This window comes from Campylobacter sp. CNRCH_2013_0855, from assembly GCF_025773025.1.
Classification (GTDB): domain Bacteria; phylum Campylobacterota; class Campylobacteria; order Campylobacterales; family Campylobacteraceae; genus Campylobacter_D; species Campylobacter_D jejuni_C.
In genome coordinates, this window is the sequence record NZ_JAKMTE010000012.1 from 15729 (window position 1) to 36851 (window position 21123).

Below are 21123 nucleotides of genomic sequence, written 5' to 3' on the forward strand. Positions count from 1 at the left end.
CATTTAGAATATGTTACAAAACTACAATATTTTAAAGGAGTTGTTAAATGAGTTCAAATACAAAAACACTCATAGTCATTGCTGATTTGGTGTTATTTATCGCTTTGCTTTATTTTTCCCCTTTTGGTGAAACCAAAGTAAATCAAGGTTTATCTTTGTTAATCTTTATTGCTGTTTTATGGCTTAGCGAAGCTTTACATGTTACCATTACAGCTATTTTAGTACCTGTTTTAGCAGCTATTTTAGGATTATTACCTACCGCTAAAGCTTTAACCGGTTTTGCTGATTCAAATATTTTTTTATTTTTTGGTGGTTTTGCTCTGGCTGCAGCTATGCATCATCAAAAATTAGATAAACTGATTGCACATAAAATTTTAACCCTCGCAAAAGGACATTTGGGTTTATCAAGTTTATATATTTTTATTACCACCGCATTTTTATCTATGTGGATGAGTAATACTGCAACAGCTGCCATGATGCTTCCACTTGCTATAGGTATGCTAGCTTCACTTGATCCAGAAAAAGATAGAAATACTTATGTTTTTATTCTTTTAGGTATAGCTTTTAGTGCGAGCATAGGTGGTATAGGCACTATAGTAGGAACCCCGCCAAATGCTATCGTTGCTACTCAATTACACATTAGCTTTGCACAGTGGTTAAAATATGGTATTCCTATTGTTTTAATCTTCTTACCTGCAATGATTTTAATTTTGTATTTTATGTTCAAACCTAAATTTAATCTACAAGTTGATTTACACACTGAAAATATAGAACTTACAAGACCTAGAATCATCACTTTAGTGATCTTTTTAGTGGTTGCATTATCTTGGATTTTTAGTGGCAATATAGGTCCTATCATTACAAGTATTTTTGGACATAAAATAGCAAATCTTGATGCAATCATTGCTTTATTAGCTGCTGTTTTAGTATGTGCTTTTAAAGTGATAGATTGGAAAAATATACAAAAAAATACCGATTGGGGTGTATTAATGCTCTTTGGTGGAGGTATTACTCTAAGTGTGGTACTAAAAGATTCAGGTGCTAGCAAAGTTATGGCTGATACTATTATTTCATTTATAGAAAATGGGCATTTATTTGTTATAGGTTTAATCGTGGCCTTTTTTATAGTATTTTTAACAGAATTTACCTCAAATACTGCTTCAGCAGCCTTGCTTGTGCCTTTATTTATCTCTATAGCAGATACTTTAGGTGTTCCTGCTTTAGGACTTGCTTTAATCATTGCCATCGGTGCTTCTTGTGCTTTCATGCTACCAGTTGCTACACCACCAAATGCTATAGTTTTTGGTACAGGGCATATTAAACAGCAAGAAATGGTAAGAGTAGGAATTATACTAAATATATTCTGCTCAATTAGCCTTGCTGTGATTGCTTATTTCTTCTGGTTATAATCTTTTAGTCCTTTTGGACTAAAAGATCTTTACATCTTAAAATATAATTTTCTACATTTTCACTTTTATACAAAGCTTCTCTTATACACACACCTACTAAATTTAAATCTTTTAAGTGATTTATAGTTTGAGTATTTATACCACCTATGGCATAAATGGGTATTTTTGAAACTTCTAACAAATCTTTTAAATTCTTAATACCTTTTGGAGTCAAATCAGCCTTACATGAGCTTTTAAATACATGCCCAAAAAAAGCATGATTTGATTTAAGCTTATAAGCTAAATCTAATTCTTCTTTAGAATGGATGGAAGTACCCAAAAGCTCAAATTTTTTATAGCTTTGTGGGTAATTTTGTAAAACAAATAAAGGAGCATGAAAAAATTGATGATTTAATTTCAAACAAGCTTCATAATGATAATGCAAAAAGCAAATCTTTTGAGTTTTATTAAAAATTTTTAATACTTCTTTGGCTAATTTAGTATATTCTAACTCATCTAAATGTTTTTCTCTAAGCACTAAAGCATCAATACTACTTTGGCTTAACTTTTCAATAAAATTTAAAAAATCTCCTTGGGTATTTTGACTATCGCTAATAGCAATGATTTTTTTATCCCACATAAATACTATCACTCATTATAGCTTGTAAATTTGCATTTTTTAACATAGCTAAAACCTCATCAACACTACGCATATCACTAATTTGAAACTGATCATCTCCTTTTTTATCACCTTGATGTTCACCCACTCCCACGCTCACACCTGCACTCATTTTAGTAGCTCCAAGTTTAATAACTCCATCTCTAAAACCTGCTCTTTCACGCGTAGAAATAGTAATACTTGCAAAAGGCAAAAACAATCTATAAGCACACAAAACTTGCAAAAGTCTTGTTTCGCTCACATCTTTTGGATGAATTTTTTTATTATTGATAATAGGTCTTAATCTAGGAATAGACAAAGCTATTTCAGCATGAGGGTATTTTTGCTGTAAAAAATACGCATGTAAAGCCGTGGTAAAAGCATCTTTTCTAAAATCATCCACGCCAAGTAAAGCTCCAAAAGCAACCCCTCTCATACCTGCTTTTAACGCTCGCTCTTGTGCATGAAAACGATACTCAAATACACTTTTTTCACCTTCAATATGAATTTTAGAATAAGTTTTTTGATTATAAGTTTCTTGATAAACACTTACATATTCACAACCCTTTTCATGAAGCAGTGCATACTCATCTACATTCATAGGATAAACTTCAATTCCAACTACCTTAAAATACTCTTTTGCTATCTCACAAGCTTTGGCAAGATATTCTACGCTAGCATATTCCCTGCCCTCACCTGTTAAGAGTAAAATTTCTTCCAAGCCACTTTTTTTAATCTCTTGCATTTCTTTGTGAATTTCAGCCTCGTTTAGCTTAGCTCTTTTAATGTTATTTCCTTTTTGAAATCCACAATAGATACATTTGCTATTGCAAAAATTAGAAAGATATAAAGGTGTAAAAAGCAAAATGGAATTTCCAAAATATTTTTGAGTAATCTTACTAGATTTTTGTGCTAAGTCTTCTATGAAAACTTCTGCTGCGCTTGAAAGCAAAGCTTTTAAATCATCTATGTTAAGATAATCTTTAGCTAAGGCTTGTTTTACATCAAAAGCGCTAAATTTACTTTCATCAAAAATTTCAACTTCTTTTAAAACCTTAGTTAAAATTTCACTTTCAATACTTTGCATATGAGGATATTTTTGCATTTTAATCTCTTAAAAAACCACTCAAAGGCGAGCTTGCACTTGGTGTGCTTTCATTTGCTATACCTGCTAAATACGCATTATATCCTGCATCTATAGCTAAAGCAAAAGCTTTTGCCATTTTTGCTACATCTTTAGCTTGAGCTATGGCAGTATTTGCCATCACTGCGCTTACTCCCATTTGCATAGCTTCACAAGCTTGCGCTGGATTTCCTATACCCGCATCTACTATAATAGGTAAGCTAATTTCATTAAGTAAAATTTGTATAAATTCTTTAGTTTCTAAACCTTTATTGCTTCCTATAGGAGCTCCAAGAGGCATTATAGCAGCAGCTCCTGCATTAGCCATGGCACGCGCTGCATATAAATCAGGATACATATAAACTAAAGGTGTAAAACCCTCATTTGCTAAAAGTTCCACCGCTTTTATACTTTCATAATTATCCGGTAATAAATATTTACTATCGCTAATTACTTCAACCTTAATCATATCTCCACAACCAAGCTCTCTTGCAAGTCTTGCTATACGCAATGCCTCATTAGCATTTCTTGCACCTGAAGTATTTGGTAAAAGCTTGATATGCTTTGGGATAAAATCAAGTATATTTTCTATGCCTTTATCATTTACTCTGCGCAAAGCTAAGGTGATAATCTCAACTTTTGCTTCTTTAATGGCTGATTTTATAAGCTCAAAAGAAAATTTTCCAGAGCCTAGAATAAACCTGGAATTAAACTCATATTTTCCTATTTTTAATTTTTCCATTACTCGCTCGCTAAAAGTTCTAAAACTAAATTTGCTTGATGTCCTGCGCAAATATTTACACGCGGTGCCATAAGCCCATTGCCTACTTTTGCCTCGTTTTTTAAATCACCACAAACATAAAAGTTTTTTGCGATTTTTCTTGTTTGTATGCTATTACTATCGCCATATCCTGCTAAGCCAGAAGCACAAATTAATGTTTTTTGAGGATAGTGTTGGTGAAAATTTTGCGCTAAAAGAGCTTTGTATTTTGCACTATCAAAGGCTTCACAAACTATATCATCATTTGTAAAAAGCTCGGCTATATTTTCTTTTTCTATTTTTAAAACTTGTGCAAACACTTCTATAAAAGGATTAATCTTACTAATTTGTTCTTTTAAAGCTTCAGCCTTAAATTTACCCAAATCTTCCACCATATAAGCTTGACGGTTAAGATTACTTGGCTCAACCACATCAAAATCAATCAAATGAAGCCTACCAACCCCGCTTCTTGCTAAATTTATAACTATATGCGAGCCAAGTCCACCAAGTCCACACACTGCCACACTTGCCTTTTTAAGCTTATTATGAAGTTTTGGAGTATGTCTTGCCCTCATCATCGCATCAAGAGCTTCATATGGTGGTAAAGTATTTTTTTCTATACAAAAAAGCTCATCATTTTCTTTTAACTCCAAACTTTCTTTTGTCGCAAAACCATTGACTATCCATACATCATTTTCATTTTTACTCACACTTTGAAAAAAATCCAAAGTATTTTTAAAATGCGTGTCTATCACACTACCATTAAATTTAATTCTCATCAACCACCACCTACAAAAGTAACAATCTCTACTTTATCATTTTCTTTTAAAATCAAATTTTCAAATTTATCCCTTGGGATAATTTCTCCGTTTAATTCTAAGGCAATAAATTCTATTTTTAATTGCTTTTCTTTAACATAATCCATAAATCTAAGCTCTTTTAACTCAAGCTTTTGCCCATTGATAATCATGTTTTTTTCCTAGTTAAAATTCTCCAACAAATCTTTAAAAACTAAATACAATTTTTCAAGCTCTTCTATACTCACTCTTTCATCAATAGCATGAATTCTATCATTGCACACGCCAAATTCTACTACTTTCACACCAAACTCAGCAAAATATCTTGCATCGCTTGTACCACCTTTGGTGTTAAGTTCTGGCACTACTTGAGTGATTTTTTGTACACTCTCATTTAGCTTTTGTACGATTTTAGAGTCACTTTGTGTTAAAAAAGGCTTTGAACTTTGATTCAAACACAACTCATAATCAAGTCCTTCACAAGTCTTTTCTACATAAGCTTTTACATCTTCTAAGCTAGTTTGTGGAGAATTTCTTACATTAAACATTAATTTTAAATCATTTGGGGTTACATTGCACACTTCCATACCACCGCGTATATCAGTAATGACAATTTTAGATGGTGCAAATACCTCATCACCTGGATCAAGATCAAATCCTGCTAAAAATTTCAAAGCAGAAGCAAAATTATGCACAGGATTAATGCATTTTTGCGGGTATGCTACATGACCTTGCTTACCTTTGATAAGTAATTTTGCATTAATAGAACCACGACGCCCTATTTTAATACTATCTCCAAATTTTTTATCACAAGTTGGCTCAGCAACCACAGCAAAATCAGGTAACATATCTTTTTCTTGCATAAATTTAAGCACTTCAAGCGTGCCAAATTTAGCCTCGCCTTCTTCATCGCTTGTTAAAATCAATGAAATTCTTCCTTTGAAATTTTCTACTTCTTTAACCGCACACATAAAAGCAGCCACGCCACTTTTCATATCTTGTGCGCCCCTTACATAAATAAACCCATCTTTTTCTAAAGGCTCAAAAGGATCACTACTCCAACCCTCTCCTGCAGGCACTACATCCACATGCCCGCCAAAAGCTAAATGCTCACCATCATCGCTAAATTTTTTAGTCAGCAAAAGATTTTTCACACCTTCTTTTTCTATAAAAAAAGCTTCAAAATCACTTAACTCCACTGCGATATAATTTAACGCTCCATCATCATCTGGGGTGATAGATTTAAATTTGCTCAATTCTTTAAAAATTTCAACTACTTGCATGTTTTATCCTATAAAAGCTTTATACAGCATAGAAAGAGCAAAATACTCTAAAATAAATGCTGAAAAAAGATTAATGTAAAATATATGTTTATTTTTCACAAGGGCTTTGAATTTAGACACAAAAAACGATAAAGTAAAAATCCAAAACACAATAAAACCCACCAAACCAAAAAGCAAGGCAAAAGAGTTTTTACTCTGCATGCTAAGTCCTGCTACACTCACCCAAAAGCCTATAACATAAGGATTTGTAACATTTAAGAAAAATCCTTTGCTAAAACCTTTTAAAGGATGAGTTTTATTTACCTTGTTAAGATCAACTTTTCTTGTTTTTCTTAGCATTAGAAATACCATAAAACTCAAAAAGAAAAAGCCAAAAACTGCTAGTATTTTATAAAAAAATTCATTATTTGCAAAGCTTAAAAGCCCAAGATTAATCAAAATCAAAAAAAGTATATCAGCACTTAAAGCACCGAGCCCAACGCAAAAAGCATTTTTAAAAGAAGACAAAGCAGTATTTAAGATCAAAATATTTACAGGTCCAAAAGGCACAGACACACCCATACCTAAAACTATGCCTTGTAAGATTACTTCTAGCATTTTTCTTCCAAGAAATTTTCTATATCCGTTTTGATTTTATCAATGGCTGTGCAAACATCTTCTATATAAACTTTAGTAAAATTACTTTCTAAATATTTGTCTTCATCAAGATTGTTTAATATACTTTGCTTGCATACTCTTGCATACTCTCCCACGGGTAAAACCTGCCCACTTGTACCTATACATACAAATAAATCGCAATTTTGTAATTTTTCATATAAAATTTTATAATTTGGTGCCATTTCTTCAAACATCACGATATTGTGCCTTACACTTTTGCTTTGACATTTAGGACAAATTTTATCATCACTACTTTCATAGTCTATGTTAAAAATATTTTCACACTCTAAACACCTAAGTTCAGGTAAAAAACCATGCAAATGCACAACTTCTTCACAACCTGCTCGCTCTAATAAATCATCTACATTTTGCGTTAAAATGCTAATTTGTTTTGGAAATTTTTGTTTTAATAAAGCGATGATTTTATGCGCATAATTTGGCTTAACACTAGCTAGTTCTTTTCTTCTTTTATTATAAAATTCCAAAACTTTTTTAGGATTTTTTCTAAAGCCAGTTGCAGAGCAAACTTCCATCACATCATGCTCTTCCCAAAGCCCACCATTAGCTCTAAAAGTTTTTATACCACTTGGAGCGGATAAACCCGCTCCACTTAAAATCATCACTTGTTTCATTATTAAACCTCATTATTGTTTTAAAGGTTTTACTATAATTTTACTTAAAGCTTAACCACCTTAGCGCCAAAACCACCTTGATTAATCGGAGCATCATTAAAGCTTTTTACACTCTTGTGGGCTTTTAAAAACTCTTTTACCGCAAAAGCTAGTTTTCCTGTGCCTATACCATGATAAACTATCACCTCATCAAAACCTACTATCAAAGCATCAGAGATAAATTTATCTAATCTTTCAAGTGCCTCATCACTTCTTAAGCCGTGTAAATCTAAAGTCATATTTAAAGCACTTGGACGGGTTACATTAACACTTGATTTTACCTTTTGTGTAGGGGTTTGATTGCTTTTTTTAAGAAGCTTTAATGGTACACGCAAACTTAAACCATCACTTTGAATCATCGCATCATTTTTTGAAATTGCAGTGATTTTACCTTTGATTTTTTCATATTTAACAAAATCTCCAACTCTAAGTTCTTCATTTTGCTCCATACTTGGTAAAACAATACTTTTTTTAAGTTCATTGGCTTTGTTTAAACTTCTTTGTTTTTCTTTAATATCTTTTAGATTTATTGTTTTTTTAGCTTCTTCTATAGCTTTGTGGTATTTAAATTCTAAATTAGATACAAGCTTTTTAAATTCTTGCTCATTTTTTTCTTTTTGATCTTTGAGTGAAAGCAAAATTTCATCTACCTTAGCTTCTTTTTTCTCAATCTCTTCATTTTTTTTGCGTAAAGAAAGTTCAAGATTGATATTTTTACTTACCATTTCTTCTAAATTTTCTTTATCTTCACCATAAAGTTTTTTAGCATTTTGCACTAAATTTGCACTTATGCCATATCTTAAAGCTGTTTCAAATGCATAAGATTTACCTATAGTACCTTTTAAAAACTCATATTTTGGGCGCGATAATTCCTCATCATACAAAGCAGCGATGAGTTCAACTTGTGAATTTTTAGCCAAAAGCATAGCAAGGCGTTTATGGTGAGTTGTAATGATGATTTTATTATCTTGTTCTAAAAGCTTAGAAATAAGCTCAGTAAATAAACACGCAGCTTCTTCAAAATCTGTCCCAAGCTCTATCTCATCAACCCCTAATAAAACATTTTTCTTACCCAAAAGCTTAGAAAAATGTAACATTCTTCCCGCAAAAGTAGAAATATCATTTTTTACATTTTGCGGATCTTCTAAAATCGCATCAAATTCTTTGAAATTTCCTATTTGGCTTTTTTGTGCATTAATTCTCATAGGAAGCAAATGCTTTGCAAGCAAAGCTGCACTTAAAATTCCTTTTAAAAGCATAGACTTACCACCTGCATTTACACCTGTGATGATTAAAACTTTTTTATTAAACTCTATATTAACACTTTTTGCATTTTTTAAAGCCGGATGTGCGAAGCTATATAAGCTTAAATTATTAGAACTATCAGCTAAAACAAACTCATAATCATGTTTTTTAGCCATCAAAACTCTAGCGCTATAATGATCAAATAAATCAAAAGCATTATTGATAAATTTCAAAAACATCAAATTTTTATAAAAAATTAAGCTGATTTTTTTAGCATACTCATAAAAAATTTCTTCTTTAGCATCTTTGATTTCATCTATTTGACTTTGGATTTTTTCTACGCTTAAAGGCACCACATAAAATCCACCGCCACTACTTCTACCTATGATTTTTGCTTTTAAGACATGATTAAACCCACCGCGTAAAAGCAAGGCCTCCATGCCATTGATAAGATGAATTTGCGTATCGATTAAATAAGTACTAAGACTTTTAGTATAGGTAAGTTTTTTAAACTCAGCTACCAAGCTTTCTTTTTTTATCTTTAGAGCTAAATTTAGATTAACAAGTCTTTCATCAACACTTTCTTTAATCTCACCCTTTTCATCAAAATACTCAAAAAGCTCTAAAATAGCCTGTGGAATTTCTATTTTTAAAAGCCATTCTTTTAAACTTTCTTCAAATTTTAAGCCCTTTAAGTATCTAAAATACATACAGATTTTAATAAATTCAAAGCTTTGGCTTAAATGTAAAATTCCTTGCTTGCTAAGATGAGTTAAGGCACCATTTAGCTCTTCTATCATAGGTGGAGGATTAAAATCAATCAGCGAAAGCTCATTGATTCTTTTATAATGAAGCTTGCTATCACCTTGTAAAAAAATTTCTTTATCTCTTGCAAAAAGCCCCCTAAAGTCTTCTATATAGCCATCTAAATCTAGCTTTTTAAAAAATTGCTCTTGCATTATTTATCTACCTTGCAATCTTTTATATCAAAAACATAGGCTTTAAATTGTTTATTTTTGCCATTTGAAATAAAACTTTGCGTTCCATGTTCAAAGTTAAAATACTCTTTAGTGATATTAACATCTTTGCAAATTAGACTTTGTCCTTGTAAGAATGCATTGAGTGTTTCTTTTTTCAAAACCCCACTTCTTGTAGCACTTAACTCAAATTTAATCGCAAAAGCAATCATTAAAATCAATACTAAAATCAAAAGATAATTACTAATCTTGCCTATTTTTTTACGCAAAAAAACAAAAAAAAGTAAAATCGCAAAAAAAGCTAAGATATATAAAAAAATCTTAAACATACTTACCCCTAAGCTTTGTGCTTATATCTCCTGCACCAAAGCCAATTACTAAGCCATTTTCAATCAACTTATCATCAAGATAAATAGCACTTTCTTCTCTTTTGATTTCTTTTATAAATTTAGCTTTTGGAAAGTATTTTTGCATATTAATTTCTATTTGAGCTTCCCCTGCTGCATACACAGGTAAAATATAAAGCTCATCAACATTTGCTAAAACTTCACTAAAATACTCTATATTTGCACTTAAACGCGTATAGCGGTGAGGTTCAAAAATAGCTATGATTTTTTTATATCCAGCTAGCCTTGCATACTCACTTGCTGCTTTAAGTGTTGTTTTGATTTCTGTTGGATGATGCCCATAATCATCAATCAAAGCCATATTTTCATTTGCAAATAAAATATCAAATCTTTTTTTAATCCCTTGATATTTTAAAAGCTTAGTTTTTAGCTCTTCTATATTTATAAATTCACTCGCAGCCAAAATAGCCAAAGCAGCATCCATCGCCACATGCTCACCCATACCAAAAACGCTAAATTCACCTAAATCTTTAAGTGTAAAATAGGTTTTTGGTTTAAAATTTTCTACTTTCATGTAAATATTAGTGATATCTTTACTTGGGTAAAGTTTTTTTGCATTGTTTAAATTTAAACTTGATAAAAACTCATCTTCAGCATTAATCACTTGAATTTTAGACAAACGCAAAAAGTCTTCATAAGCTTTGTGTAATTTTTCAAGATCGTTTCCATAATGATCTAAATGTTCTGCTTCAACATTAGTCACTATAGCTAAATAAGGATTTGAATTTAAAAAAGAACTATCACTCTCATCAGCTTCAAAAATAAGATTTTCACTTTCTTTATAAAGCATATTAGTGCCACTTTCTTTTAGCACCGCACCAATGATCACAGAAGCTTCTATCAAGCTTGCTAAAATGCTTGAAGTCGTGCTTTTACCATGAGCTCCTGCAACCGCAAAAACTCTTTTGTCTTTTAAAATCATAGGTAAGGCTTCTTTTCTTGAAAGTGTTGTGATGTTTTGCTTTTTTGCACTAATTAATTCTTCATTGTCTTCTTTAATAGCAGCTGAATACACCACTAAATCCACATCTTTGACATTGTCTTTATGATGAGGAATTTTTATATCTATGCCTTCTTTTTCTAATTCTTTTGTGATTTTACTTTCTTTGATATCAGAACCACTAATCTTAAAGTCTTGCTCTTTTAAAAATCTCGCCAAAGCTGAAATTCCAATACCGCCTATACCTATAAAATGAATTTTTTGCATTCTTGCCTCAAATTTTTTGAAAATTTAAGGCAAAATTCTATCATTTGTTTACTAAAAATAAAATATAAAAAGCCCTTAGAGATAAAATCTACTCACTATTATTTGATGTTTTGAGATTGACTAGTCTATAATTTAATTGCTTTTGAAATAACTCTTTATAATTTTTTGAAAAATTTTTATGATATAAATCTAACTCAAAAGCCTTATTTGTATCTTTTATGCTAGTATTATTTTCAAAATAATAACCATTATTTCCATCATAGACTCCATTTTGATCAATCCAAACAAGCTCATTAAAACCAAATTCTAACTTTTCATTTTTTATAAGTGCTAACATATTTCTTCCTCCTAAACTTAAATATTTTGTATCACTAAGAGTAAGACTATAAAGTGTTGGAAAAATATCTTTATGCGAACCCACACGATTTTTATCATAATAAATATCATTTTTTAAATACTTTGGAAGATATAAATAAAAAGGCACACTATATGCAAAAGCTTTTTGGGATTTTATATCCATCTTAATATCTCTAAATCTATGATCACCTGTGGCAGCAATAATAATATTTTCTCTCAAACTACTTTCTTTTATGCGATCTAAAAATTTTCCAAATTCATCATTTGCATACGCATAAGCATTTAAAGCACCTATAGAATCACTGATAATAAATTGACTTAATATTTTTTCATCTAAAGCGTTCTCATCGATAAGTTGTGTTCTGCTTTTATGTATATAAGGTCTATGAGTGGAAATACTAAGAGAAATAACAAGCGTAGGATTTGTAGCATTTTCAAAAATAGAATATATTTTTTTATACATAAACTCATCAGCTATACCGTATTTATGTTTTGTTTTTCTAGCTTGTGGAAAATCTTGCATCAGTGTATTTTCATCTATGATTTCATCTACACCTTGATTTTTAAAATAATTGCCAAGATTATACCAAGAAGCATTACCACTATAAACAAAAACTATTTTATACCCTGCATTCTTGTAAATTTGCAAAGGGGTAAAGGCTAATTTTTCTTTTTGATATAATCCATTTGAAATAATATTTGGACTTAAAAAAACCAAACGATTAAAACTTTCTATGGTATTGTTTGCACTAGATAAAAATCTAGTAAAAATAATATCTTGCTCAAAATGCTTTTTTAAATTTCCCAAAAGATTAATGTTTTCAGTGCCAAACTCAGCTAAATTTAAACCAAAACTTTCCATGATGTTAATATAAATATGATTTTTAGCATGATTTTGATGTGTCAAAGTAGTATCAAACATAGGAAAAAGTTTTTCTTCTAGTTGATTAAGCTGTTTTATATCTACGCTTTTAAATTCTTGTTGATTTTTATACTCTTTATATGCCCATGAAAAAGCCATCAAAGGATTTGTAGAAATTTCATTAAAAGCTTTTATGGTGCTAAATTCATAACTTGAAGCTCTTAGCGCATTATAAGTAAAATGTCCTCTTAGCGCTACAATATAAGCATAAATTAGCAAAATGTTTAATAAAATAAAAAATACTAGTTTTACTTTAATAGTCTCTAATTTTAAGTTAAGAATTTTAATATTAAGATAAAAACAAAATATACTAAAAATTACAGCTAATAACAATGCTTTTATAATGGGATAATCAGAAAAGACTATAGATAATATCGCCTTAGTATTATCATCTTTTAAACCAAAAATAAAAATATCAATTTTGCTTGCATAAAGTTGAAAATAATAATAATGTATAAACGCAGAAATTAAAATAACAAAAGCTATAAAAGCTATATAAAAACTAGAAAGATAAATATAAAATTTAGCGATTACCCCCCCCCATAGTGTGATATTTACTATCTTTGAAAATCAAGCTTATATAAGAAAACAAACCACACAAAAATAGAGGTAAAAAAATAGCACTAAAGGTTCTCATATCATGACCTAGTCCATATACATATACCATTAAGGTATTTTCACTTTCATTAGTTAAATTTTTTATCATCAAAAACCTAACTAAAGCAAAAATTCCCATAAAAATAAAACTAAAAGAAAAAATTTGTAATAAAATTTTTCTCATTATACTCCTTTAAATAATATTTTCTTGCTAAAAAGATTATTCTTCGTAATTTTTTATAAGCTTATCAAAACCCCATAAATTTCTAGCTTCATTTGCTTTGCTAACTTCTACTACAAGCATTTCTTCTTGATCGCCAAGTTGTTCTTGCACTTCTCCAAAAGCATTGATAAAAAAGCTATCTCCATAAAATTTCCACTCATTTTCTTGCTTTAAATTACCAATGCGATTAACCCTTAAAATGCTTGTTGAGTTTAAAAAGGCTCTTGTTTTTAAAAGTTCTAGCCATCTTTGATTGCTTTCAAAAGTACTAGCTGTGGGAATGATGACTAAATCTATCTTTTTTTTCATGATCATTTGCCAAAAGATATCAAAATGTGCTTCAAAACCAAAAAGTAAAGCACATTTTAAGCCCTCATGTGTGAAAGTAAAAAGTTTAAGTTTATCAGTTTTTTTATTGTTAAAAAATTTTTCTTCATTCCAGTGTGCATAAGGCATTAAAATTTGTTGCTCATAAACTTTTACATTCTGTGGGCCTACTTTTAAGCATAATTTTTTTAAACCATCATTTTCTACACTTATGAAAGGTGCAATGATATTTAACTCATATTTTTTAGCAAGTTTTATCAAGCTTGCTTTTTTGCTTTGACTTTGTTCTTTGATCATACTTTTTGGCATAGTTTTAAGCTCACTAAAAAAGCTATTTAAAACGTACTCACCTAAAACCACCAAATTCGCGCCACTTTCCTTAGCAGCTTTTAGATAATAATCAAGCCTTGATTCACTCAAAGCCAAAGTGGGAAATTGCAAAGCTACAATACTACTCATCTACTTGCTCGATTTCTAATTTAGCATTTTCAAGCATAGCTCTTGCTTGTTTGATACTTTTTAGACCTTCTTTGTAAATTTCTACACAAGTTTTAAGGTCTAAATCTTTATCATTAAGTTTTTCTAAAGAAAGCTCAGCTTGTTTGATGTGATCTTCAAATTCCATTAATTACTTACCTTATAATTTGGTGCTTCAGCAGTGATAGTTACATCATGCACATGGCTTTCTTTTAATCCTGCTGCGGTGATTTCTACAAATTCAGCTCTTTCTTGGAAAGCTTTGATATCTACTGCACCTACATAACCCATAGAAGATCTAAGCCCACCTAAGAGCTGATGTACTACACTTTTTATACTTCCTACATAAGGCACCCTACCTTCAATACCTTCAGGTACAAGTTTATCTTGAGCTGTACCTTCTTGGAAATATCTATCTGAACTTCCTTTTTGCATAGCACCTAAGCTTCCCATACCACGATAACTCTTATATTGTCTTCCTTGATAAGTAAATAACTCACCTGGGCTCTCATCAGTTCCTGCTAAAAGCGAACCTATCATCACACTACTTGCACCTGCTGCAATTGCTTTTGCTATATCGCCTGAGTATTTTATACCCCCATCGGCAATTACTGGCACACCGTATTTACTTGCTTCTATCGCACATTCATCTATAGCTGAAATTTGAGGTACACCTACACCTGAAACAATGCGTGTAGTACAAATACTACCAGGTCCTATACCTATCTTAATAGCATCCGCACCTGCCTCACATAAATCTTTAACCGCTTTTGCACTTGCAACATTTCCTACTATTACATCTACATTAAATTCAGCCTTAATTGCTTTTAGTGTATCAATAATACCTTTAGAATGTCCATGCGCACTATCCATTACTATAACATCAACTTCAGCTTCCACTAAAGCCTTTACGCGATCAAGCTGACCCACACCCACAGCTGCAGCCACTCTTAATCTTCCATAAGCATCTTTATTTGAATTTGGATATTCCTTGCGTTTTTTTAAATCTTTTATAGTGATTAAGCCTTCTAAGTGGTTATTTTCATCTACAATAGGAAGTTTTTCTACTTTATTAGTAGAAAAAATTCTTTCTGCATCATCTAAAGTAGAGCCTTTTTTAGCAGTGATTAAAGGCATTTTTGTCATTACATTTTCTACTAAATTATCAAAATTAGTTTCAAATCTCAAATCACGATTCGTTAAAATTCCTATTAGAGTTTTATTCTCATCTACCACAGGAACGCCTGAAATTCTATATTCGGCCATGAGTTCTAGTGCTTCTTTAACACTTGCTTTAGGCCCTATATAAATAGGATCCATAATCACGCCACTTTCACTTTTTTTAACTCTTTTTATCTCTCTAACTTGTGAAGCTATATCCATATTTTTATGGATTACCCCTATACCACCAAGCCTTGCCATCATGATAGCGGCTCTATGTTCAGTAACTGTATCCATAGCAGCTGAAATCAAAGGCATATTTAAGGTGATATTTTTTGTAAGTCTTGTTTTAATATCTACTTCTTTAGGTAAAACCTCAGAATATTGAGGGACTAGTAAAACATCTTCAAAAGTCAAAGCGCGTTTTATGATTTTCATAATTTTTCCTTTATTTGTTTTTGATAATTTCTTCCAAGCTCAAAGCACCATCTAATAAAGTTTGCTCATCATAAGCTTTGCATATAAGCTGAGCAGAAATATTAAGTCCATTTTCATTTTTTCCTACTGGCACACTAATGCCACCAAGTCCTGCTAAATTCACTGAAATAGTAAATACATCTTCTAAATACATTTGCACTGGAGTTTTTATATCGTTAAAACCAAAAGCAACGCTTGGAGCAACTGGCATAAAAATCAAATCACAATCGTTTAAAATTTCTTCATATTTTTGCTTGATAAATCTTCTAGCCTTTTGTGCTTTGATATAGTATGCATCATAATAGCCACTACTTAAAACAAAGGTTCCTAGTAAAATTCTTCTTTTTACTTCCTCACCAAAACCTTCACTTCTGCTATTTACATACATTTGGCTAAGATTGTCACATTTTTCACTTCTTCTACCATATCTTACGCCATCATAACGGCTTAAATTTGCACTTGCTTCAGCTGCTGCTATGATATAATAAGCCGCAACATCAAATGTAGAATCCATTAAGTCTTTATAAACAATCTCATGGCCATTTGCTTTTAACATATCTATGGTTTTTAATAAGGCTTGTTTTACATCATCATTAGTTTGTTCTATATAGTTTTTAATCACAGCTATTTTTAGCTTTTTATTTGCATTTAGTTTTGGCGCGGTTGGTTCAAAAGCTATGTTTGCACTTGTGCTATCTTTTTCATCATAACCTGCAATAGCATCATATAAAATCGCAGCATCTTCGACATTTTGCGTCAAAACTCCTATTTGATCAAGGCTTGAAGAATACGCTGCTAAACCATACCTGCTAACTCTTCCATAACTTGGCTTAAACCCAACACAACCACAAAAAGCAGCAGGTTGCCTTACTGAACCACCTGTATCTGAACCCAAACTTGCTAAAGCTATCCCTGCAGCAACCGCAGCAGCACTTCCCCCACTACTTCCACCTGGAACTTTGGCATTATCAAGCGGATTTAAAGTCTTACCATAAAAAGAAGTTGCACTTGTACTTCCCATAGCAAACTCATCCATATTACATCTTCCAAATGGAGTAAAATTATTTTTGCGTAAATTTACAATAGCGCTTGCATCATAAGGAGCCACATAGCCTTGTAAAATTTTAGAACCACAAGTTAATTCCCAATCTTTTACACTAATATTATCTTTTATAGCTACTGGTACGCCAGTACCTGAAGTGCTTAAGTCTTTATTTAAAAACTGCTCTACATAAGCACCTAAATGCTTTTGCTGATGTGCTTTTTCATTTAATTCTTTTTTTAGATTTTCTAATTCTTCATTTGAAAATTTCAAAGCTTCTTTTAAAGTTACCATTATTTATCCTTAAATTTTTTAACCAAATAAAACAAAAAAAGCGTGATAAATAAAAAGCCCAATAAAGTAATCACTACCACGCTAAAAGGTAAAGCTTGCTCAAACATTTTTTGCTTTTTCCACACTATTACATCTTGGACATAAGCATTCTTCCTCTTTTGCTAAAAATTTCCAACATCTTGGACACTTGTGTAACGAAGAACGCGCGATTTTAAAACTATGATCATCTATTTTAAACTCACTCAAAGCTTCTTTATCATCTAAGCTTTCTACCGAGCTTACCATAAACCAATCAGCTACTTCTTCAATATCTTCACTCAAAAGCTCATTTGCGCTTGTTTGTAAACTTAACTCTAAAGTTGATTTGATGATTTTGTCTTTTTTTAATACATCAACAAGTTCAAAGAATTTTTCTCTTGATTTTATAAATAAATCATCTTCGATTTTATACTCATAATCAAAGCCATTTTTTAATACCAAATCAAAAACATCTTTAGCATTTTCTTTAATGGCCACATTTGCATGTTCTAAAGCTTCATCTATGGTATAAGTTAAACTTGGAGCTAAAAGCGCAAAAAGTTTTCTAGCTATTAATACCATAGCACTTTGTGCACTTACTCTTTTTGTATCATCTTTTGCATTACAATATAATCTATCTTTGCACACATCTAAGTAAATTCCACTTAAATCCGCACTTAAGAAATTTAAAAGCACACTAAAGCCTTTTGCAAATTCATATTTTTCAAAAGCAACTTCACATGCTTCAAAAGCAACTTTTGCACGCATTAAAATCCACTTATCTAAAAGTGTGAAATTTTTTGTTTCTAAAAATTCCATATCATTAGTATTTGCAAGTAAAAATCTTATAGTATTTCTTATCTTTCTATACTGCTCGCTTACTTGTTTTAAGATATTGTCTGAAATTTTTAAATCCGTTGAATAATCACTAAGCATTATCCAAAGTCTTAAAATTTCTACCCCATAATTTTTAGCTACATTTTGAGGTAAAATCACATTACCCTTAGATTTACTCATTTTTTGACCCTTTTCATCTACGGTAAAACCATGAGTAAGTATGTTTTTATATGGAGTTTTATGATTGATCGCAGTGGAAATTAAAAGTGAGCTTTGAAACCACCCACGGTGCTGGTCACTTCCTTCAAGATACATTGAAGCTTGATATTCTCCTGCATCATATCTTGCTGAGTTTAATACTGCTTCCCAAGTACTACCACTATCAAACCAAACATCTAAAATATCATAAACTTTTTCTAAATTATTTGGATCATATTTGCTATTTGGCGGTAATAAATCTTTTATTTCTAAATCCCACCACGCATCAGCTCCATTTGCTTCAAAAATTCCCACCAAATAATCTAAAATATCATCATCAAAAATCACTTCTTTGGTGTTTTTATCTCTAAAAAATGCAATAGGTACACCCCAATCTCTTTGTCTTGATATACACCAATCAGGACGATTTTCTATCATAGAACTAAGTCTTTTTACCCCACTTTCTGGGTAAAATTTCACATTATTTAATTGTTCTAGCGCTAGCTCTCTTAAAGATTTTCCATCTAATTTTTTCTCATCCATTAAGATAAACCATTGTTTTGTAGCTCTATAAATAACCGGTTTATGTGTTCTCCAACAAAATGGATAAGAATGTATAAATTTAGAACTCTCAAGCAAAGCTTCACCAAGCAATTCTAAAATACGCTCATTTGCTTTAAAAATATGAAGTCCTATAAATTCGCTTAATAAATGCTCTGGTAAAAGTCCTTTGGCCCTTAGTGTTTCATCATAACAGCCACCATCATCTACAGGCATAATCACTTCAATCCCATATTTTAAGCACACATAATAATCATCCTCACCATGACCTGGTGCAGTATGTACAAGCCCTGTTCCACCTTCCATTAAAACATGATCGCCTAAAATAAGAGTGGATTTTCTTTGATTGAGTGGATTAATAGCACTTAAATTTTCAAATTCAACACCTAAAAGTTCTTTTTGAATTTTTCCTTGAGTGAAGTTTTTATTAATCATATTTTCAAGCAAGGCTTTAGCAAAAATATAACCTTCTTCAGTGATGACATATTTTTCATTTGGATTTAAAGATATAGCTTGATTTGCTGGTAAAGTCCAAGGCGTGGTAGTCCAAATAACTGCTTTAGCTTTTTTTACACCTAGCTTTTCAAGGGAAGTTTTATCAAGCTCAAATGCTACAAAAATAGAATAATCTTCTTTGTCTTCATACTCTACTTCAGCTTCTGCTAATGCACTCTTAGCAGCCCAGCTCCAAAAAACAGGTTTACTTCTTTCTAGCAAAAGTCCTTTTTTAGCAATTTTACATAAAGCTTTGTAAATATCTGCCTCAAAAGCATTTTTCATAGTCAAGTATGGCTCATCCCAATCAGCAATCACACCCAAAGACTTAAATTCATCTCTTTGGATACTTACAAATTCTCTCGCATGCTCTCTACAAAACTCACGAATTTCTTTTTTGCTTAAACTTTGCTTTTTATCTTTAAGCTTAACCTCAACTTGCTGCTCTATCGGTAAACCATGACAATCCCAACCCGGAGTAAAACGCACTTTTTTACCTTGAAAATAATGCATTTTTATGATGATATCTTTTAAAATTTTATTTAAAGCATGGCCAATATGCAAATGCCCATTAGCATAAGGAGGGCCATCATGCAGAGTAAAACTCTCACTTACCCCTTGTCTTTTTTGTTTCATTTTTTCATAAGCATAGTTGTTTTCAAACCACTTGCTAAAACGCTTAGGCTCAAGCTCTGCCAAATTTGCACGCATTGCAAAAGTCGTATTTGGAAGCAATAGCGTATCTTTATAATCCATATAATCCACCTTGAAAAATTTAAAAATAGTAAATTCTACTTAAAATACTTTTAATTTGCACTTATTTTTTTGTTATAATCGCAATAAAAAAAGGAAAATCATGAAACATCTTATCATCATTATAGGTAGTGAAATTATTATTAATGAAAATTATATGCATTATATACAAGAAGAATACAAAAAACAATTTTTAGAACTTCATGAGCTAAAATTTATAAATAAACCTGATAAAGAACTTCCTTTTTTACTTGAAAAACTTTCTAAAAAATATAATTATATAACCATTTTTAGCATTAGCGAATACTATGCAACCATAGCTAAAATCATAGCAACATTAAATGATGATGTTTTAATCTTAGAAAATGACACCTTAGTGCCTTCAAAAGCTTTGCGTGAAAAAAATTCCTTTTTAAGTTCTTTTGAGCAATGCCATATTAATTTATTAAATATAAATATAGAGCAAAAATTGCCTTTGATTTTGCAAAATCCTGAACTTGACTATGCGTATTTTTGTCTTTTAGATATAGATGAAATGAGTGCAAATATCTTACTTAGCACACTTACTACTTCTTTTGAAATTCAAACTTGCTCAAGTGCATTATTAGATAATCTCATTTGTATTAGAGCAAGCGCTAGTCAATATGGAAAACTAGAAGGATTTTTAAAAGGGGTTTTTAAACTTTTTGCAGGAAAAGTATTTTTAGGAAATGATCCTATTAAATTTATAGCCAAAAAACTTTTAGAAAAAAACTTAAAAATTTCCTTTGCAGAAAGTTGTACCGCAGGACTTTGTGCTTCAAAATTTGCTGAAAATTCAGGAATTTCTAATGTGTTTGAGGGTTCTTTGATCACTTATTCTAATCGTTTGAAAAATTCTTGGCTTGGTGTGAGTAATGATACCCTAGAAAGTGTTGGGGAATACTCTGATCGTTGTATTTATTTTATGCTAAAAGGGGTTTTTAAAACCACAAATTGTGATTTTGCTTTAGCACTTAGCGGGGTAGCTGGAGAAGAAAATGATAAAAATACCAAAGCAGGCACCATCTACATAGGAGCTATGTATAAAGATGGAACCTTTTTACAAGAGTGCATTCACATACAAGGCAATAGAAACTACACAAGAGAACAAGCTAGTTTGGCTGCATATTGTTTAATGCTTAGATTAAAACCTGAAATTTTCTTTGGGGTTTAAATAAAAAAGCGGCACC

20 protein-coding genes are annotated in these 21123 nt (G+C 31.2%); 2 read left to right on the forward strand and 18 right to left on the reverse strand.

Translation table 11 applies throughout. The annotated features are described in order from the left end of the window. Window positions 1-47 precede the first annotated feature (47 nt). Window positions 48-1409, forward strand: coding sequence for a DASS family sodium-coupled anion symporter (locus tag L8X40_RS06875; RefSeq protein WP_214126429.1), 1362 nt, complete (start codon window positions 48-50; stop codon window positions 1407-1409). A gap of 4 nt (window positions 1410-1413) precedes the next feature. On the opposite strand, the gene L8X40_RS06880 is transcribed toward L8X40_RS06875, so the two are convergent. The 18 genes from L8X40_RS06880 to ileS all read right to left on the reverse strand — a co-directional run bounded on the left by L8X40_RS06880 (window position 1414) and on the right by ileS (window position 19915). Then, on the reverse strand, window positions 1414-2028 hold the full coding sequence (locus L8X40_RS06880; RefSeq protein ID WP_261545293.1) for a thiamine phosphate synthase: 615 nt from the start codon (window positions 2026-2028) through the stop codon (window positions 1414-1416). Beyond that, window positions 2018-3151, reverse strand: coding sequence for a 2-iminoacetate synthase ThiH (gene thiH / locus L8X40_RS06885; RefSeq protein ID WP_263667583.1), 1134 nt, complete (start codon window positions 3149-3151; stop codon window positions 2018-2020). Before thiH ends, L8X40_RS06880 begins: the two co-directional genes overlap by 11 nt. Window position 3152: 1 nt before the next feature. Continuing rightward, the gene (locus tag L8X40_RS06890; protein WP_214136075.1) at window positions 3153-3911 is read right to left on the reverse strand and encodes a thiazole synthase; all 759 of its coding nucleotides are present in this window, start codon (window positions 3909-3911) and stop codon (window positions 3153-3155) included. Further along, window positions 3911-4711 carry a thiamine biosynthesis protein ThiF gene (gene thiF, locus L8X40_RS06895; protein WP_214136074.1) on the reverse strand — a complete coding sequence of 267 codons (801 nt, stop codon included), beginning with the start codon at window positions 4709-4711 and terminating at the stop codon, window positions 3911-3913. Before thiF ends, L8X40_RS06890 begins: the two co-directional genes overlap by 1 nt. Continuing rightward, window positions 4708-4899 carry a sulfur carrier protein ThiS gene (gene thiS, locus L8X40_RS06900; RefSeq protein WP_066006795.1) on the reverse strand — a complete coding sequence of 64 codons (192 nt, stop codon included), beginning with the start codon at window positions 4897-4899 and terminating at the stop codon, window positions 4708-4710. The genes thiF and thiS overlap by 4 nt, the downstream gene beginning before the upstream one ends. A 9-nt stretch (window positions 4900-4908) precedes the next feature. Beyond that, a complete protein-coding gene (gene dapE, locus L8X40_RS06905; protein ID WP_214136073.1) occupies window positions 4909-6009 on the reverse strand; it encodes a succinyl-diaminopimelate desuccinylase in 1101 nt (366 codons plus the stop codon). 3 nt (window positions 6010-6012) lie between these two features. Next, window positions 6013-6606: a LysE family transporter gene (locus L8X40_RS06910; protein WP_039628698.1), complete on the reverse strand. Its 594-nt coding sequence runs from the start codon at window positions 6604-6606 to the stop codon at window positions 6013-6015. Next, the gene (locus L8X40_RS06915; RefSeq protein WP_263667584.1) at window positions 6600-7298 is read right to left on the reverse strand and encodes an SIR2 family NAD-dependent protein deacylase; all 699 of its coding nucleotides are present in this window, start codon (window positions 7296-7298) and stop codon (window positions 6600-6602) included. Before L8X40_RS06915 ends, L8X40_RS06910 begins: the two co-directional genes overlap by 7 nt. 44 nt (window positions 7299-7342) lie before the next feature. Continuing rightward, entirely contained in the window at window positions 7343-9541 is a 2199-nt protein-coding gene (locus tag L8X40_RS06920) for an endonuclease MutS2 (protein ID WP_263667585.1), read from the reverse strand. Further along, window positions 9541-9888, reverse strand: coding sequence for a hypothetical protein (locus L8X40_RS06925; RefSeq protein WP_214126421.1), 348 nt, complete (start codon window positions 9886-9888; stop codon window positions 9541-9543). Before L8X40_RS06925 ends, L8X40_RS06920 begins: the two co-directional genes overlap by 1 nt. Next, window positions 9881-11173 (reverse strand): UDP-N-acetylmuramate--L-alanine ligase, encoded by a 1293-nt coding sequence (gene murC / locus L8X40_RS06930; RefSeq protein ID WP_263667586.1) that lies wholly within the window; start codon window positions 11171-11173, stop codon window positions 9881-9883. Before murC ends, L8X40_RS06925 begins: the two co-directional genes overlap by 8 nt. An 88-nt stretch (window positions 11174-11261) precedes the next feature. Next, complete coding sequence (locus L8X40_RS06935; protein ID WP_318530023.1) at window positions 11262-12785, reverse strand: LTA synthase family protein; 1524 nt, start codon at window positions 12783-12785, stop codon at window positions 11262-11264. A 190-nt stretch (window positions 12786-12975) separates the two neighbouring features. After that, window positions 12976-13233 carry a hypothetical protein gene (locus L8X40_RS06940; RefSeq protein ID WP_087700886.1) on the reverse strand — a complete coding sequence of 86 codons (258 nt, stop codon included), beginning with the start codon at window positions 13231-13233 and terminating at the stop codon, window positions 12976-12978. A gap of 36 nt (window positions 13234-13269) precedes the next feature. Then, window positions 13270-14058 (reverse strand): carbon-nitrogen hydrolase family protein, encoded by a 789-nt coding sequence (locus L8X40_RS06945; protein WP_087700887.1) that lies wholly within the window; start codon window positions 14056-14058, stop codon window positions 13270-13272. Further along, a complete protein-coding gene (gene xseB / locus L8X40_RS06950; RefSeq protein ID WP_039664347.1) occupies window positions 14051-14224 on the reverse strand; it encodes an exodeoxyribonuclease VII small subunit in 174 nt (57 codons plus the stop codon). The genes L8X40_RS06945 and xseB overlap by 8 nt, the downstream gene beginning before the upstream one ends. Beyond that, on the reverse strand, window positions 14224-15675 hold the full coding sequence (gene guaB, locus L8X40_RS06955) for an IMP dehydrogenase (RefSeq protein WP_039618890.1): 1452 nt from the start codon (window positions 15673-15675) through the stop codon (window positions 14224-14226). The genes xseB and guaB overlap by 1 nt, the downstream gene beginning before the upstream one ends. A gap of 10 nt (window positions 15676-15685) precedes the next feature. Further along, window positions 15686-17050, reverse strand: coding sequence for an Asp-tRNA(Asn)/Glu-tRNA(Gln) amidotransferase subunit GatA (gatA, locus tag L8X40_RS06960; protein ID WP_214126416.1), 1365 nt, complete (start codon window positions 17048-17050; stop codon window positions 15686-15688). A 99-nt stretch (window positions 17051-17149) separates the two neighbouring features. Beyond that, window positions 17150-19915 (reverse strand): isoleucine--tRNA ligase, encoded by a 2766-nt coding sequence (gene ileS / locus L8X40_RS06965; RefSeq protein ID WP_263667588.1) that lies wholly within the window; start codon window positions 19913-19915, stop codon window positions 17150-17152. Between the two features lie 100 nt (window positions 19916-20015). On the opposite strand from ileS, the gene L8X40_RS06970 reads away from it, so the two are divergent. Next, a complete protein-coding gene (locus L8X40_RS06970) occupies window positions 20016-21107 on the forward strand; it encodes a CinA family protein (protein ID WP_263667589.1) in 1092 nt (363 codons plus the stop codon). Window positions 21108-21123: the final 16 nt, after the last annotated feature.

Bases quoted from the DNA above. Each gene is read 5' to 3' on its own strand.
- L8X40_RS06925 (WP_214126421.1), bottom strand. From the start codon at position 9,888: ATGTTTAAGATTTTTTTATATATCTTAGCTTTTTTTGCGATTTTACTT.
- L8X40_RS06875 (WP_214126429.1), top strand. From the start codon at position 48: ATGAGTTCAAATACAAAAACACTCATAGTCATTGCTGATTTGGTGTTA.
- thiS (WP_066006795.1), bottom strand. From the start codon at position 4,899: ATGATTATCAATGGGCAAAAGCTTGAGTTAAAAGAGCTTAGATTTATG.
- L8X40_RS06970 (WP_263667589.1), top strand. From the start codon at position 20,016: ATGAAACATCTTATCATCATTATAGGTAGTGAAATTATTATTAATGAA.
- gatA (WP_214126416.1), bottom strand. From the start codon at position 17,050: ATGGTAACTTTAAAAGAAGCTTTGAAATTTTCAAATGAAGAATTAGAA.
- L8X40_RS06890 (WP_214136075.1), bottom strand. From the start codon at position 3,911: ATGGAAAAATTAAAAATAGGAAAATATGAGTTTAATTCCAGGTTTATT.
- guaB (WP_039618890.1), bottom strand. From the start codon at position 15,675: ATGAAAATCATAAAACGCGCTTTGACTTTTGAAGATGTTTTACTAGTC.
- ileS (WP_263667588.1), bottom strand. From the start codon at position 19,915: ATGGATTATAAAGATACGCTATTGCTTCCAAATACGACTTTTGCAATG.
- thiH (WP_263667583.1), bottom strand. From the start codon at position 3,151: ATGCAAAAATATCCTCATATGCAAAGTATTGAAAGTGAAATTTTAACT.
- murC (WP_263667586.1), bottom strand. From the start codon at position 11,173: ATGCAAAAAATTCATTTTATAGGTATAGGCGGTATTGGAATTTCAGCT.
- xseB (WP_039664347.1), bottom strand. From the start codon at position 14,224: ATGGAATTTGAAGATCACATCAAACAAGCTGAGCTTTCTTTAGAAAAA.
- L8X40_RS06910 (WP_039628698.1), bottom strand. From the start codon at position 6,606: ATGCTAGAAGTAATCTTACAAGGCATAGTTTTAGGTATGGGTGTGTCT.
- L8X40_RS06880 (WP_261545293.1), bottom strand. From the start codon at position 2,028: ATGTGGGATAAAAAAATCATTGCTATTAGCGATAGTCAAAATACCCAA.
- L8X40_RS06915 (WP_263667584.1), bottom strand. From the start codon at position 7,298: ATGAAACAAGTGATGATTTTAAGTGGAGCGGGTTTATCCGCTCCAAGT.
- L8X40_RS06920 (WP_263667585.1), bottom strand. From the start codon at position 9,541: ATGCAAGAGCAATTTTTTAAAAAGCTAGATTTAGATGGCTATATAGAA.
- dapE (WP_214136073.1), bottom strand. From the start codon at position 6,009: ATGCAAGTAGTTGAAATTTTTAAAGAATTGAGCAAATTTAAATCTATC.
- L8X40_RS06945 (WP_087700887.1), bottom strand. From the start codon at position 14,058: ATGAGTAGTATTGTAGCTTTGCAATTTCCCACTTTGGCTTTGAGTGAA.
- L8X40_RS06940 (WP_087700886.1), bottom strand. From the start codon at position 13,233: ATGAGAAAAATTTTATTACAAATTTTTTCTTTTAGTTTTATTTTTATG.